This window comes from Chitinibacter fontanus, from assembly GCF_013423785.1.
GTDB lineage: Bacteria > Pseudomonadota > Gammaproteobacteria > Burkholderiales > Chitinibacteraceae > Chitinibacter > Chitinibacter fontanus.
The window spans coordinates 1,883,619-1,897,603 of the sequence record NZ_CP058952.1; the positions used below are offsets into that span (position 1 = coordinate 1,883,619).

General features: G+C 51.3%; 15 protein-coding genes and 1 pseudogene. 7 read left to right on the top strand and 9 right to left on the bottom strand.

Annotated features, from left to right (window positions below; translation table 11 throughout):
- Positions 1-96: 96 nt before the first annotated feature.
- Both HZU75_RS08745 and HZU75_RS08750 read right to left on the bottom strand, forming a co-directional pair.
- On the bottom strand, positions 97-360 hold the full coding sequence (locus tag HZU75_RS08745) for a hypothetical protein (protein ID WP_180305722.1): 264 nt from the start codon (positions 358-360) through the stop codon (positions 97-99).
- A gap of 63 nt (positions 361-423) precedes the next feature.
- On the bottom strand, positions 424-1,305 hold the full coding sequence (locus tag HZU75_RS08750) for an HDOD domain-containing protein (protein WP_180305723.1): 882 nt from the start codon (positions 1,303-1,305) through the stop codon (positions 424-426).
- Between the two features lie 237 nt (positions 1,306-1,542).
- On the opposite strand from HZU75_RS08750, the gene HZU75_RS08755 reads away from it, so the two are divergent.
- Complete coding sequence (locus tag HZU75_RS08755) at positions 1,543-1,869, top strand: PQ-loop domain-containing transporter (protein ID WP_180305724.1); 327 nt, start codon at positions 1,543-1,545, stop codon at positions 1,867-1,869.
- Between the two features lie 172 nt (positions 1,870-2,041).
- Positions 2,042-3,811 carry a bifunctional metallophosphatase/5'-nucleotidase gene (locus HZU75_RS08760; RefSeq protein WP_180305725.1) on the top strand — a complete coding sequence of 590 codons (1,770 nt, stop codon included), beginning with the start codon at positions 2,042-2,044 and terminating at the stop codon, positions 3,809-3,811.
- 58 nt (positions 3,812-3,869) lie between these two features.
- Here the strand turns inward: HZU75_RS08760 and HZU75_RS08765 are convergent, their stop codons facing one another.
- Both HZU75_RS08765 and HZU75_RS08770 read right to left on the bottom strand, forming a co-directional pair.
- A complete protein-coding gene (locus HZU75_RS08765) occupies positions 3,870-4,586 on the bottom strand; it encodes a site-2 protease family protein (RefSeq protein ID WP_180305726.1) in 717 nt (238 codons plus the stop codon).
- The gene (locus HZU75_RS08770) at positions 4,583-5,458 is read right to left on the bottom strand and encodes a DUF2167 domain-containing protein (RefSeq protein WP_180305727.1); all 876 of its coding nucleotides are present in this window, start codon (positions 5,456-5,458) and stop codon (positions 4,583-4,585) included. The genes HZU75_RS08765 and HZU75_RS08770 overlap by 4 nt, the downstream gene beginning before the upstream one ends.
- 242 nt (positions 5,459-5,700) lie before the next feature.
- On the opposite strand from HZU75_RS08770, the gene HZU75_RS08775 reads away from it, so the two are divergent.
- Entirely contained in the window at positions 5,701-6,537 is an 837-nt protein-coding gene (locus tag HZU75_RS08775; RefSeq protein WP_180305728.1) for a substrate-binding periplasmic protein, read from the top strand.
- A 56-nt stretch (positions 6,538-6,593) separates the two neighbouring features.
- On the opposite strand, the gene HZU75_RS08780 is transcribed toward HZU75_RS08775, so the two are convergent.
- The 5 genes from HZU75_RS08780 to HZU75_RS08800 form a co-directional block, all read right to left on the bottom strand.
- On the bottom strand, positions 6,594-6,980 hold the full coding sequence (locus HZU75_RS08780; RefSeq protein WP_228028007.1) for a VOC family protein: 387 nt from the start codon (positions 6,978-6,980) through the stop codon (positions 6,594-6,596).
- On the bottom strand, positions 6,973-8,115 hold the full coding sequence (locus tag HZU75_RS08785) for a pyridoxal-phosphate-dependent aminotransferase family protein (protein WP_180305729.1): 1,143 nt from the start codon (positions 8,113-8,115) through the stop codon (positions 6,973-6,975). Before HZU75_RS08785 ends, HZU75_RS08780 begins: the two co-directional genes overlap by 8 nt.
- 157 nt (positions 8,116-8,272) lie before the next feature.
- On the bottom strand, positions 8,273-8,788 hold the full coding sequence (locus HZU75_RS08790) for a phenylacetaldoxime dehydratase family protein (protein ID WP_180305730.1): 516 nt from the start codon (positions 8,786-8,788) through the stop codon (positions 8,273-8,275).
- A 72-nt stretch (positions 8,789-8,860) separates the two neighbouring features.
- Entirely contained in the window at positions 8,861-9,055 is a 195-nt protein-coding gene (locus HZU75_RS08795) for a hypothetical protein (protein WP_180305731.1), read from the bottom strand.
- Positions 9,056-9,066: 11 nt separating this feature from the next.
- Entirely contained in the window at positions 9,067-9,834 is a 768-nt protein-coding gene (locus HZU75_RS08800) for a sporulation protein (protein WP_180305732.1), read from the bottom strand.
- 229 nt (positions 9,835-10,063) lie between these two features.
- On the opposite strand from HZU75_RS08800, the gene HZU75_RS08805 reads away from it, so the two are divergent.
- From HZU75_RS08805 to HZU75_RS08820, 4 genes and pseudogenes are all read left to right on the top strand, one after another.
- On the top strand, positions 10,064-11,866 hold the full coding sequence (locus HZU75_RS08805; RefSeq protein WP_228028008.1) for an amidohydrolase: 1,803 nt from the start codon (positions 10,064-10,066) through the stop codon (positions 11,864-11,866).
- Between the two features lie 128 nt (positions 11,867-11,994).
- A complete protein-coding gene (locus tag HZU75_RS08810) occupies positions 11,995-12,234 on the top strand; it encodes a sulfurtransferase TusA family protein (protein ID WP_180305733.1) in 240 nt (79 codons plus the stop codon).
- Between the two features lies 1 nt (position 12,235).
- Positions 12,236-13,272: pseudogene (gene pyrC / locus HZU75_RS08815) on the top strand (dihydroorotase).
- 97 nt (positions 13,273-13,369) lie between these two features.
- Complete coding sequence (locus HZU75_RS08820; protein WP_180305734.1) at positions 13,370-13,870, top strand: hypothetical protein; 501 nt, start codon at positions 13,370-13,372, stop codon at positions 13,868-13,870.
- Positions 13,871-13,985 lie beyond the last annotated feature (115 nt).

A 13,985-nucleotide genomic window follows, 5' to 3' on the forward strand; every position in this document is an offset into this window, starting at 1 on the left:
TAGGTGTAGTTGCCGTAGGCACTACGCCGCACGATGTGCCTCACCTTCGGCGTATTGCCGCTCCGCGTCAAATACGCCCTACGTGATTGCTGATGATCAGCACGACACACTCGCAAAGCTCTGCGTGTGTGGGTCAATGTAGTCAGCGGCGGCGGTTTTGCTGTTGAAGGCGACGGGGCCGGTTTGGCCTGCTTCATAGATGATGCCGAGCAAATCAGCATCGTCGGTGAATGCCATTTTTTTGCCGAGTAAAATGAGCCAATCGCCACCCAGATTCAAAATGCGCGCATGCGCTTTGGGGTCGAGTTCGCGTGCTTGGGCGATGGTGTAGAGGTTAACACCGTTAAATTGAATACTCATTGGGGTATGGGCTGTTAAGTTAATGATTAGAATAGCGAGGTAAATATACCCCAAGTTATTTGGCTAACGAATGAGTAGTGCGGCCGCGGGCTGCTCTTCATACCAGCCCCAATTGCGTGCCGCAGTGAGTGCAACATCGCGGATTTGCTGGTAAACCAGATACGGCTCGATATTAAAGAGCAAAGCGCATTCATGCACATCCTGCCAGAAGTAGGGATTATCCCAGCCTTTTTCTAAGTGGCGTGCAATCGAGGCTGCAAGGTGCACAATTTTCACCCGTGGCTCATCGGCGTAGTGATCATCAATCAGATGCAACAAGGTGCGTGGCAAGTGCCATTTTTCGACTAGGCCTTGCTGGATATGATTGATTTTACAGCCCAGAATTTTGATCTGAACATCTTGGCTGCGCATGCTGGGGTTGGAGCGTAAGGTTTCCTGAATCATCATCATCTGACGTGGGGAAGCCAGCCAGAGCAAGATTTCAGCAGTGTCGTGTAACAGCGCGGCGGTGATCACTTCCTTGGGCTCGATATCACGGCGGTAATTGCTGAACATTTCAGCGATTAGCGAGGCGAGATAAGATCGAGCGCAGGTGCGGTGCGCGCCGTAAATCATGATCTTTTGCGCGTCCGATTGGGTTTCCAGACAAGGCAAGCTGCCGAATAGTCGGAAAAAGCCGACCACCCCAATCATTAGCAATACGCGATCAATGGTGGTGACGTCGGTGGTTTGCCGAGTATGGCGATGTTCTTCTTGGTAGCGCAGGATATTCAGGGTAAGTAAGGGGTCATGTCGAATCAAACCTGTGATTTCATGCAAACCAATTTCGTCGATGCGCGCATGAAAGCCCCGCATTTCAACATGCGTGTGCGCCAAAATCGGCGTAGCTTGCTCGGCAAAATAATTGATCCACTGCTGAAGGTCGGTGAATGGTTTACTTAACATGATCGCCCTATATGGTCGAATTCTTCTTCCCAGCTTAGCTTAAATTAAAGCCTAGCGAAGCCAATTTGCCCGGGCTGTTGTTTTTGTAAACATTCCGCTAGTCAGTGTGCCAGCGCTGGCGCCAGTTGGCATTTTATTCCGGCGTAATATTTGTTTTGGCATGGTTAAAAGCCTGAACTTCTGCGCTGTAATTTGGCTCTACTCAATAGTGAGTTTGGTATGGCGGAAGGAAGGGTAATGGCAATTAATAAACTAATTTTAGAAGGTGCGACCGTATTGCAAGCCGGCGTGGGGGTTTTGTCCTTACTGGCCTATATTCCGCAATGGAAAACCCTGTATCGCAATAAATCGAGTGCCAATATTGCCTTGAGCTCTTGGGCGATTTGGACCGCGTCATCGGTGATTGCCAGCTTGTATGCATTGGTGCAGGTGTTGGAGAATGGGCGCGGTTGGGCCTTGGTTTTTTCGGCTAGCTCCAACCTGCTGTTTGTTTTGATTACGCTGGCGCTCATAGCAAAATACCGGCAGCGTAGCACGCATGAAATCACGCTGTTGAATGCCTGATTATCTAGGGTATTGTCAGCAAACTTAATAGATTATTAGGATTTGTTGATATACATCGCCACGTATATGGTGAGTAAGTGTTTTCCTGTATTCATGATTTGTTCATTAAACAGCAATTGCATCGTCATTGAGTCTGCCTATGCTGCTCCTCATTTATTTGAGGGGAATTGCAATGCAGTTAAAACAATCTGTTGTGGCCTTGTTGGCCTTGGGGAGCCTGCTTAGTGCTTGCGGTGGTGGTAATGGTGGCGGTACTACCACGCTGACTAACCCATCCATGACGACTCCAGCACCGAGTGCTACGCCTACTGCCACCAGCGCACCCGTGAGTAGTGCTCCGATTGAAGTGAAAATGCTGGCGATTAATGATTTTCACGGTAATTTGAAACCGGGTGGCACAGTAACGATCCCTGATCCAAATGATGCGAGCAAAACCATTAAAGTGGCGGCAGGTGGCAGTGAATATATGGCCACGTGGATTAAATTGCTGAAAGCGAAAAACCCCAACAATATCGTGGTTTCAGCCGGAGATTTGATCGGTGCTAGCCCGATGTTGTCGGCACTATTTCATGACGAACCAACGATTGAGGCGATGAACGAGCTGGGCTTGGAGCTCAATGCGGTAGGCAACCATGAGTTTGACGACGGCCGTGACGAATTGCTGCGCATGCAAAATGGTGGCTGCCACCCTAGCGATGGTTGTAAAGGTGGCTCCACCTTTGCTGGCGCCAAATTCAAATTCTTGGCAGCCAATGTGGTTGATACCGCGAGCAAAAAAACGATTTTCCCTGCCTATCAAGTCAAAACGTTTGGCGGTGTCAAAGTAGCCTTTATCGGCATGACGCTAAAAAATACCCCAGAAATCGTAACCCCTAGCGGTGTTGCGGGTTTGAGCTTTAAAGATGAAGCCGATACCGTCAATGCCCTCGTACCCGAGCTCAAACAGCAAGGAATTGAGTCGATTGTGGTGCTGGTGCATGAAGGCGGTACGCAGACCGGCGGCTTGAACGAGTGTAAAGGGGTGTCCGGCGCAATTGTTGATATCGTGAAACGCCTTGATCCCGCGGTCGATGCCGTGGTGTCCGGCCACACGCATCAAGCCTACAACTGCCAGATCAATGGCAAGCTGGTGACTAGCGCGAATCAATATGGTCGGGTGATTTCCGAGATTGATCTGACGATTGATCCGAAAACCCGCGACATTGTGAAATCAACCGCCAAAAATATCGTGGTAAGTAACGACGTTGCGAAAGATAGTATTCAAACTGGCATCATCAATAAATACGATGCATTGGTCAAACCGCTGGAAAATCGCATCGTGGGACAAGTAGCCGCCGCTTTGCTCAAGCAAACCAATGGCGCGGGTGAGAGTACTTTGGGGGATGTGATTGCCGATTCTCAATTGGCTGCGACCAAGGCGGCGGATAAAGGCAATGCCACGATCGCGTTTATGAACCCGGGCGGTGTACGCGCTGATTTGCAGCCGGATGCTAGCGGTAATGTCACCTATGGCCAGCTGTTTACTGTGCAGCCATTTGGTAATACCTTGGTGTCGATGACAGTCACTGGCGCTGACTTGATCGAGCTGCTTGAGCAGCAGTTTACGGGCTACAGCAATAATCAGCCGTTTGACCGCATCTTGCTGGTGTCGAATGGTTTTAGTTATAACTACGATCGCGCGAAAGCGGCGGGCTCACGGGTGAATCGCGCATCGGTCAAACTGAATGGCACACCGATTAATCTGGTGCAGAACTACCGGATTACAGTGAATAACTATCTGGCAGCCGGTGGGGATGCGTTTACGGTGCTGACTAAGGGGACGAATATTCTGGGTGGCGGTCAGGATGTCGATGCTTTTGAGGCCTATATCAAAGCGCAAAGCCAATCCGCGCCATTACCTGTTCCAGTGATGAACCGCGTTACTTTATCTGCGCCAATTTAATTAGTCGTACTGCAATAAAAAGCCCCAGTGTTTTACTGGGGCTTTTTATTTAGCGTGCTTAGCGCGCTAAATGCCCGACCATCTCATGCACATCATGCGTCATCACCGCGAGAAATCCCGCGAGGGCTAAATAGGTAAAGCCATAGCCAATCCGATCTTCTAAGCGTGCGGTGTAGTAGTGCTGGTTTTCTGGCGCCGTGGCGTCAAAATGCCACGCCTTTGCCAACTGCGGTAGCGCCAAAAAAGCCACCAAGATCAGCATCGGGCTGGGGCGAAAGTAAAACAGTGCCGCTAAAATCGGCACACCCAGCAGCCAAAGCCGGGGTGACAAAATCGCGGTAACTCGCCCGCCATCAAAGGGTGAAATGGGGATCATATTAAACAGATTGAGCATAAAGCCCGCGTAGGCGAGGGCAAAATACAAATTGCCCCCGCCGTGCCGGGCATAGAAATAGCACGCCAGCGCGGCCACCGTACCAGCCAGCGGGCCCGCTAGCGCGATATAGGCCTCGGTTTCTACATCCATTGGTTGCTCTTTCAGCTCGATCCACGCCCCGACAAATGGAATAAATGTCGGTGCGCCCACATTGAGCCCACGGCGCTGCGCGGCCAGATAATGTCCCATTTCATGCCCCAGCAATAAGGCGACAAAACCCACCGCGTATGGCCAGCCAAATACAAACGCATACAGCACCACCGACAGCAGCATCGTCCCGCCGGTAGTGAGTAATTTGGCAAATTTAACCGAGGTAAAAAGTAACAGCAGTAATTTCATGCCTGGTCTTTATCTTTGCCGCCAAAAAATTTGCGTAAAGCAGCAAAGCCACCAACCGCTGCAATTCCAATCAATTTGGCTGATTTGGCGAGAAACGCGCCGATAATCGCCAATAAGCCGAGTTTTTTCGCCGCAACACCGCCCACCAGAGCCGCGAGGCCATATTCTGCAACTTTGTCGGTGCTTTCGTTAAAGTCGCTATATTTTTTACCGTCGTTAAATTCCAGCGCAGCCAGCAGCTGTTTAGCGACCGGTTTTTCTTGCTCGACCGAATTCATGCCAGTAACAAGATTCATGCTGATGTAGCCATCGCGGCCCAAGGCGTATGTATTGTAATTAACACCTTGCTCCTCATTGGCTGCCGCGCCCTTGTCTTTGGTATTGGCCGACCAAACCAGACGATGGCTACTTGCCTCGTAGTTGGGTTTTTCTACCCACCCAATGACTTCAAACTCGGGAATCCCGCGCTCTTTGCGCATTTTGTTGGTTTCCTCGGTGCCTTCTTTCAGGCTGGTCAATAGCTCGTCGGCATTCCAGTCTTTTGCGTCGTCGTCTTTGATATAACCGGCCTTTTCAAAGCTCACATCAATAAACCAATTTTGATTCTCGTCTTCCGGCATGATCATGCCCAGCATGTCATCACCCGCGCTATTACCCATCGCGGTCATCAACGCTTGTGCTTCGGCTTTGGGGATAAACGCATAGCCTTTCGGCAGCTTGAGTTTGGCTTGATCGATCAAGCTAACCTCTGCTGGGCCATTTTGGGCCGCTTTGGCGGCTGCTTGGTAGGCCGCTTGGATTTGTGGATTATTCGCACTGACGAGTGCGCTTAAGCAAAGGGCAATACAGCCCATGAAGAAACGTTGCAACATTTTGATCTCACCCTGTTAATCTATTTTTGAGCTTCCATGGTGAGATTGATGAAATGCAGAGTCAAAAATAATTAATAAAGGTGTCAGTATTAGGTGGATTTGTGGCTAGTGGCGGGTAGCCAACCGAGCGTGCCGCACGCCGTTCAGCCACAGTGTTGCCAGCTAGCATACCCGCTGCTTGTAATGCTGCAGGCAATGGCGTAGAACGAAAATACTTGATCTGCGTAGCTAGAGGCTTCGGCATGAAACAATTGGCGGTCATCGGCTTTACTTTGAGTGCGGTGTATTGCAGTGCGGCTAGTTTGGCCTGCACGAAACCCATCAAAATGGCAATTGAGCAATGGCCACCCTACGCATATACCGATAGTAAGGGGCAGGCAGCCGGGGTCGATATTGAGATTCTCAAAGCCGTATTTGCCGAAGCGCGCTGTACGCTACAGATTGGCCCTGAATTACCCCGCAAGCGCCGCCAAGTCATGTTTATGGAAGGCCAGATTGACCTGATGCTGGCCGCGTCAGAAACGCCTGAGCGCCGTGAGTTTAGCTGGTTTACCGCCCCTTATCGTGATGAATCAGTCAGCTTGTTTGCCCTGATTAACAATGCCGAAAAATATTATTCGCTCGATGGCTTTGCCCCGATTTTAAACCGCAAAATTTCGCTGCTTATCCCGAATGCGGGCTGGTATGGGGAAGATTATAAAAAACATTATTTCTGGCTGAATGAAGCGCGCTTGCTCTCGCCATTTGAAACATTCAGTCAGGGCATGAAAATGCTTGGGGCAGGGCGTGCCCAGTTGTTAATGGGAGATACCGGGGCTATTTATTACGAGGCCAAACAGCAGCGCATCGCGGTGACGGCCTTGCCTACCCAAATTTTGAGCGAGCCGGTGCGTTTTATGCTGAGTAAAAAAAGTGTCACTGAGGCAGATACCGAGGTACTGAATGCCGCATTGGCGCGCTTGGAAAAACGTGGCGTGCTTAAGAAAATCCGTCAGCATTATGGTCTGACCCTCACCCCAATGAGTTCCCCTGCGCCCAATGGGGTGACCTCGCAGTTAGCCATTCATCGGCGTACATAGCTCCACCAAAGTACCATCGGGGCAACGCAGATAGGATACCGTTTGCCCCCAAGGCTTCACGCTGGGGCCGCCAGCTCGCTGGCACCATGTGCGATGGCTTGCTGATGTGCCTCCGTGATTGCTGTGGTGACCAGTGCAATTTCGACCCCGAGTGGCTGAGTGGCACTCTGTGCGGTCAGTACGCCACCTGCAAAGTGGCTGTGTGCCAAGTCTTGCTGGGCAAAAGCCAGTGTCGTTGCGCCCGTTTCCAGTTCTCCGTATTGGCCTGATTCGTGTAAAAAGCGCAGCGAAAAACCAAAAGCACGCTCAAAAAAGCCTAAAGAAGCGGCTACGTCTGAAACATAAATAATTGTGTAGCCAAATTGCATCTCACACCTCCGGTGGGTATAGCCAGCCAAGTCATATTCAAATTGAGTTGGCTGGTTATACGTATATTTAAGCATTCAGTGCGTCGCGCAAGGCATGCAAGACCAGCGCCACATTTTCGCGCCGTGCGCCGTAGCCCATCAAGCCGATGCGCCAGGCTTTCCCCGCTAGCGCTCCCAAGCCGGCACCGATTTCTAGATTGTAGTCATTGAGCAATTTGGCCCTTACTACCGCATCGTCAACACCAGTAGGGATATGTACGGTGTTCAGTTGCGGTAGTCGATATTGAGGATCAACGACAAACTGAATGCCGAGCTGTTCCAAGCCGTCGCGCAATAAGGTGTGCATCGCCGCGTGGCGCGCCCAAGCGTTTTCCAAGCCTTCTTCGGCCAGTAGGCGCAATGACTCATGCAGCGCATACAGCGCATTCACTGGTGCGGTGTGGTGATAGCTACGTTTCGCGCCCGCAGCATTACCCCAGTAGGCCATCACCAAGGTTTGATCGAGAAACCAGCTTTGTACTGGCGTTTTGCGCGCTTTCAGTTTTTCGACCGCAGCAGGCGAAAATGACAATGGAGATAGGCCGGGGACGCAAGACAGACATTTCTGGCTGCCCGAATAAATCGCATCAATACCCCATTCATCGACGCGCAGCTCGATGCCACCGAGCGAGGTGACCGCATCGACAATGGTCAAGCAGCCTGACTTTTTGGCTAGCGCACACAAAGCCTGCGCATCCGAGCGCGCGCCGGTGGAGGTTTCGGCGTGGACAAAAGCGAGGAACTTCGCATCCGGGTTGGCCTTGAGTGCGGCTTCGACGGCCGATACGTCAACGGGTTTGCCCCATTCATTGTCAACCAGTATGGCCACTGCACCGACACGCTCGACGTTTTGTCGCATCCGTTCGCCAAATACACCATTACGGCAGACGATGACTTTTTCGCCGGGCTCGACCAGATTTACAAAACACGCCTCCATCCCCGCTGAGCCGGGCGCCGAGACCGCTAGCGTCATTTCATTGCTGGTTTGGAAGGCATATTGCAGCAAGGTTTTAACTTCATCCATCATGCCGACAAACAGCGGGTCGAGATGGCCGAGCGTTGGTTTAGCGCCAGCGGCCAGTACCGATGGATAAACATCGGAGGGGCCGGGGCCCATCAAGGTGCGGCATGGCGGAAAAAAAGGGGCAATCTGAGGTTGGGCGATCAGCATGAAATACTCCGCAGCAAACAGGTCAATTGATTATGCACAGTGGCGCGGCACTGAGCCATGATTTTTTGCTGCAGATGCACATGCGCGCCAGTCGGCTTAAGAGCACGCTTTGAGCAGGTGGCCCAATTACGGGCAGCCCCGATGCAGAAAGGCAGGCTTAATCGTCGCTTGGGTAAAGCTCGTTTTCTTGGATGGGGCCGGATGTATGCCCCTCGCCGCCTTGCTGTATGCGATCTCTGGCACTATACATCTTGCCACGTGCTTCACGTTGTGGGGCAAAAGCCAGAAAGCCGATGTCATTGGGGATATCGTCGTACACGGCTTCCATGCCGCCTTGCATACTATAACTTTCATGCCAGAAACCAGTGCCGCCGCTGTTGCGTAAAAATTGCTGCCACCACTGGCGATGTGGATCGGATCGCGCCCAGCGTTCCAGTGAGTCAAAATCACGCCAGTATTGCCGCATGCCGATATGGGGTGGAAACAGTGAAAAAATCAGATTCTCATGGCGTAATAAACCGTTGGGTTGATTTTCTACTGCGTTGGCGATTTTGGAACCAAGGCCTAGCAATGTTTTGAGCCCAGTCCAAGTATTGACCCGTAAACCAAGGTAAATCACCACGAGCTCAGGATAGGCGGATAAATCAACGGTACGACGCTGAACTTTGGGCATATTGGCGCTTGCAGAGGTCAAATTGCCTTAGCATAGCCCAGAAAAAATGGGTCTGCATGCAGACCCATGTGCTTAATCAAACCAGCTTTTTTTTTTGTAATACGGCTTTTTACCGTAATATTTTTTGCTGCCAAATTGTGAGTGCCCATCGTGGCGCTGTTGGCCGTAACTGCCAAAGTGCGTTCCTGAATGGCCGCCTTTTTTCTTCAGCACCCATTTGAGCAATAGCTCCAGCGCGCTGTAGAACAGCTTGGATTTGATACTCATGCGATTGATCCTTAGCCGATAATCTGACGCAATTGGCTTTCCCAATCGACGTGCTGCCAATCATTGCCCATAAACAGCGCACGGTAGCTGTCGCCACTGAAACGGCGATCAACTTCAACTAGCACATGAATGCCTTCTGGTCGCGCGATACAGGTAATTTCAACTTCTTGCACCCGACTAAAGCCGCCTTGACTTGGGCGGAATTCAAATTCCTGATAGCAGCCAATCGAACTGTAAACGTCATTGACCCTTACTGTGCCGACTTCAACATCCGCGCTGACGTGCGCATATCCTAGATTACCCATGGCGGCAATCAGCCGTTGCATGGCTGGTAGCGGATGTACATCAAGAAAATCGCGGTCTTTCGCATCCAGTGCCGAAGCAATCGCTAGATCAGTATGTACCCAAACGGCAGCACGCACTTGGGGTTGGTACGGATACCCCGGGGTAGAGAGTGCAATGCCGTTATTCACTGGCGTTTCTAGTGGCAATTGTAATGTGAACGGCAGGCGTTGCTCTTGGCCTGCTTTGGCGACGATGTGGTTGGACGCACGGAATTTGCCAAGCGGCAGTGCGACGCGCACTTCACTATCGCCCGCTTCCTGTTCGGCCTCAGCCATCAAAATTAGATCGACGTATTCGATGTCCTGATCAACGCTGCCGCCTTTGATCAACACATAGCCACTGAGCGTGCCACCGGGCAACACCGTTGCGTTATCCAACACGGTATCTACCGTGGCTCCACCAACACCAACCGACGCTAACAATTTCTTAAACATCTTGCTGCACTCATCACAGAATCAGGCCAAATGGCCGCGCACGATATGAGTTGGGCGATACAAGAAAGTTTCCTGAGTGTGAGGATAAATTGCATTGGCGATCGCTGGGCGTGACGCGTGCCCTAATTGCGCACTTTTAATACAAAAGCTTTCATTTTTAATGCTTGTATTCTTATTTGTTTTGTAAACGTTAAGATTGTTTAATCTAGATATTGCCACGGGATTTTTGATGATGAAGTTACCCACACTGACAGTTGCAATGGGTTTGATGACTTCGATGGCGTTGGCCGGAGCTGATTTTGCCGATACGATTTATAGCGGTGGCGATATTGTCACGGTCAATGAATTGCAGGCGTATGCCGAAGCAGTGGCCGTCAAAGACGGTAAAATTGTGGCCGTCGGCGCGCGCGACGAGGTGATGAAATACCAAGGCAAAAAAACTAAAGTGGTTGATTTGCAGGGCAAAACGCTGATCCCAGGTTTTATGGATGCGCACGGCCACGTATTTAATGCCGGCATTCAAGCGCTATCAGCCAATTTGTTGGCTGCACCTGATGGACAGGTCAGTGATATTGCCTCTTTACAGCAAACGCTGCGCGATTGGGTTGCGAAACCTGAGAATAAAAAACTGGGCGTGATTTTGGGTTTTGGCTACGATGATTCGCAGCTGCGTGAAGGGCGTCATCCAACGCGGCAAGATCTCGATGCAGTTTCAAAAGATGTGCCGATTTTGATTATTCATCAATCGGGCCACTTGGGTGTGATGAACAGCAAAGCCTTCGAATTAATGGGCGTGAATAGCCAAACTAAAGATCCTGCGGGCGGCAAATTCCGTCGTGAAGAGGGCAGCCAGCAGCCGAATGGTGTGATGGAAGAAACCGCCTTTTTTGGCTTATTGTTCCCGATGTTTGCCAAACTGAGCCCGAAAGATAATGAAATTATCTTTAATGCCGGCATCGATATTTATTCACGCTTTGGCTATACCACGGCACAAGAAGGCCGCGCATCGTCGTCCAGCGTAAAAACCATGTATGGTTTGGCGCAAAAGAACAAGCTGAAGCTCGATGTAGTGGCCTACCCCGATATTCAAACCGCTACCGATGTCATCAAAGCGCCGTATTTAAGCAAGACCTATCATAATGGTTTCCGTGTCGGTGGTGCGAAGCTCAATTTAGATGGCTCCCCACAAGGCAAAACGGCGTGGCTGACTCAACCTTACTTTGTGCCGCCGGAAGGCCAAAAACAAGGCTATGCTGGTTACCCAAGCATGAAAGATGCCGATGCGCTGCGCTATGTCGAAATGGCGTTTAAGAATAATTGGCAATTGCTGACGCACGTGAATGGCGATGCGGCGATTGATCAATTGATCGGCGCGGTGAAACAAGCTGAAGCTAAGTTGGGCAAAGCTGATCGCCGCCCTATAGCGATTCACGCGCAAACCGCACGCCTGGATCAGGTTGAGTCGTTTAAAGAGCTAGGCATCATGCCATCGTTCTTCCCGATGCATACTTTCTACTGGGGTGATTGGCATAAAAACTCAGTGCTTGGTGTTGAGCGTGCTGCCAATATTTCACCAACGGGTTGGGCTTTGGCGCGCGATATGATTTTTACCTCTCACCACGATGCGCCAGTGGCTTTTCCTGATTCGATGCGTGTGTATTCAGCAACGGTCAATCGCGTGACTCGTAGCGGTGAAGTGCTCGGACCTGAGCATCGCGTATCGCCGCTGGTCGGCTTAAAAACCCAAACCCTGTGGGCGGCCTATCAGTATTTTGAAAACAAATCGAAAGGCTCTATCGAAGTGGGCAAGAATGCCGATTTGGTCGTGCTATCAGCTAACCCACTTAAAGTTGATCCAATGACCATCGTCGACATCAAGGTGGAGCAAACGATCAAAGATGGTAAACCCGTCTTTACGCGACAAGCTGATAGCAAAAATGCAATGAGCTGCTTTGAATCAGATCGTTGCTACAAACTCGCATCGCATACGCTTGCGGCCGGTGGTGTATTCCCACACGTACACTACCAATAGCGTAGCAAGCTCAAACCCCGCCCTGCGCCGTTATTGCGCAGGGCTTTTTCACGCTTGGCGCAACAAGCATTGACAGCCTTGGTACAATAGCGGCTGTTCAATTTTTAGCTACCGCTAGAGTCTGTCCGATGTCGACCCGTCCAGAAGCCAACCTTGCCACTGATTTATCGGGGCTAAATTGCCCATTGCCGATTTTGCGCACCAAAAAAGCGCTCGCAGCACTGGAAAGCGGGCAATTGTTGCAAGTGACGTGCACCGATCCGGCGACGCCGACTGATTTCGCGGCGTTTTGTAAACAAACTGGCAACGAGCTAGTTGAACACTGGCTAGATGAGAACAAATTTTTATTTTTAATTCGGAAGCGCTGACATGACCCAAACTTTAACGATTGCTCGTCCAGATGATTGGCATTTGCACCTGCGTGATGGCGCGGGCTTGGCCAGCGTATTGCCACACACCGCGCGTGAGTTTGGCCGCGCGATTGTGATGCCTAATTTAAAACCGCCAGTGACCAATGCCAAATTGGCGGGCGAATATCGCGAGCGTATTTTGGCCGCGCTACCAGCTGGGGTTTCGTTCCAGCCCTTGATGACGCTGTACTTGACCGACAATACCACCCCAGAGGATATTGTTGCCGCGAAAAACAGCGGTTTCGTGCACGGCGTGAAATTGTATCCCGCGGGCGCGACGACCAACTCGGATGCGGGCTGTACCGACATCAACAAAGTATTGCCCACCATCGAGAAAATGGCCGAAGTTGGTCTGCCATTCTTGGTGCACGGCGAAGTGGTCGATAACGAGATTGATATTTTCGATCGCGAAGCGGTGTTTATCGACCGCATTATGCAACCGTTGCTGGCGCGTTTCCCGAATCTGAAAGTGGTGTTTGAACACATTACGACCAAAGACGCGGCTGAATTTGTGGCGGCAGCCCCGCCAATGTGGCCGCCACCGTTACCGCGCACCACTTGCTGATGAACCGCAATGCGATGCTGGTCGGTGGCATTCGCCCACATTTGTACTGCTTGCCGGTGCTGAAGCGTGAGATTCACCGTCAAGCGCTGATCAAGGCCGTGACTTCAGGCTCGAGCAAATTCTTCCTCGGCACCGATAGCGCGCCGCACGCTAAGCACACCAAAGAAACCAGCTGCGGTTGCGCCGGGATGTACACCGCGCACGCCGCCTTGCCGCTGTACGCCGAAGCGTTTGACGCAGCGGGCGCTTTGGACAAATTCGAAGCCTTCGCTAGCATCAACGGCCCCACTTTCTATGGCTTGCCAGTGAGCAGCGAGAAAGTGACGCTAGTGAAAGAAAGCTGGACGGTGCCAAATGAGTATCAGTTTGGCGATAGCGTCGTTGTGCCGCTGCGCGCAGGTGAAACGATCGCTTGGAAACTGCAAGACTAAACCTCACATGGGCCCGGCCTTGGGCTGGGCTGCCTAGGGTATTGCCTTGTAGGTTCATTCCTACATAGGCAATATTCTGATACCTATCGAGATTTTTATGATCGTCCATCGTACAACCCAGAGCTTGATCTGGTGGTTTACCGGTTTGGCTTTGCTGGTGCTGGCTTGGTGGGGCAAACCTTTGTTGCTGTCCGATCAATTTGAAAACCATTTCTTTGGTTTGTTTTATTACTCGATCTGGGCTGGTATGTTGCTATTTTGGGCTTTGCCCAGTGAGCAGCGTTTTATCAAAGCGCCAGTAGCCCTGTTTGAGCGTCGTACCATGTTATTTGGCTGCATTCCGATACGGACGATCTCGGCGCCGGTAACCGCTTTCACCGAGGTGAGATTGGAGCAGGATCCAAATCTATTTCGCAAGGACACCATTTGGCTGATGGTGTGTGGCGTGAAGGGTGATAGCGAGCAGGTGGAGCGGTTTGCCTTTGCGAGTTGGCCGGCGACTGCCGCCAATTTAGCGCGAGCCGAAGCCCTTCGCGATCAATTAGCGCAAGAAACGGGCTTGACCGTGCAAAATACGCCAATAGCTCAAGCGGATTAAGCTCGCTCGGTCGTGTTCACTGATGGTGTGGCAAATGAAGCGCGGGGGCTGATTCTGTGCGAGCGCTGTCATTGTTGAATGGTAATATTGCCGCATTCATAAATGCAGTGGCGCT

Bases quoted from the DNA above. Each gene is read 5' to 3' on its own strand.
- HZU75_RS08745 (WP_180305722.1), bottom strand. From the start codon at position 360: ATGAGTATTCAATTTAACGGTGTTAACCTCTACACCATCGCCCAAGCA.
- HZU75_RS08750 (WP_180305723.1), bottom strand. From the start codon at position 1,305: ATGTTAAGTAAACCATTCACCGACCTTCAGCAGTGGATCAATTATTTT.
- HZU75_RS08755 (WP_180305724.1), top strand. From the start codon at position 1,543: ATGGCAATTAATAAACTAATTTTAGAAGGTGCGACCGTATTGCAAGCC.
- HZU75_RS08760 (WP_180305725.1), top strand. From the start codon at position 2,042: ATGCAGTTAAAACAATCTGTTGTGGCCTTGTTGGCCTTGGGGAGCCTG.
- HZU75_RS08765 (WP_180305726.1), bottom strand. From the start codon at position 4,586: ATGAAATTACTGCTGTTACTTTTTACCTCGGTTAAATTTGCCAAATTA.
- HZU75_RS08770 (WP_180305727.1), bottom strand. From the start codon at position 5,458: ATGTTGCAACGTTTCTTCATGGGCTGTATTGCCCTTTGCTTAAGCGCA.
- HZU75_RS08775 (WP_180305728.1), top strand. From the start codon at position 5,701: ATGAAACAATTGGCGGTCATCGGCTTTACTTTGAGTGCGGTGTATTGC.
- HZU75_RS08780 (WP_228028007.1), bottom strand. From the start codon at position 6,980: ATGCTTAAATATACGTATAACCAGCCAACTCAATTTGAATATGACTTG.
- HZU75_RS08785 (WP_180305729.1), bottom strand. From the start codon at position 8,115: ATGCTGATCGCCCAACCTCAGATTGCCCCTTTTTTTCCGCCATGCCGC.
- HZU75_RS08790 (WP_180305730.1), bottom strand. From the start codon at position 8,788: ATGCCCAAAGTTCAGCGTCGTACCGTTGATTTATCCGCCTATCCTGAG.
- HZU75_RS08795 (WP_180305731.1), bottom strand. From the start codon at position 9,055: ATGAGTATCAAATCCAAGCTGTTCTACAGCGCGCTGGAGCTATTGCTC.
- HZU75_RS08800 (WP_180305732.1), bottom strand. From the start codon at position 9,834: ATGTTTAAGAAATTGTTAGCGTCGGTTGGTGTTGGTGGAGCCACGGTA.
- HZU75_RS08805 (WP_228028008.1), top strand. From the start codon at position 10,064: ATGATGAAGTTACCCACACTGACAGTTGCAATGGGTTTGATGACTTCG.
- HZU75_RS08810 (WP_180305733.1), top strand. From the start codon at position 11,995: ATGTCGACCCGTCCAGAAGCCAACCTTGCCACTGATTTATCGGGGCTA.
- HZU75_RS08820 (WP_180305734.1), top strand. From the start codon at position 13,370: ATGATCGTCCATCGTACAACCCAGAGCTTGATCTGGTGGTTTACCGGT.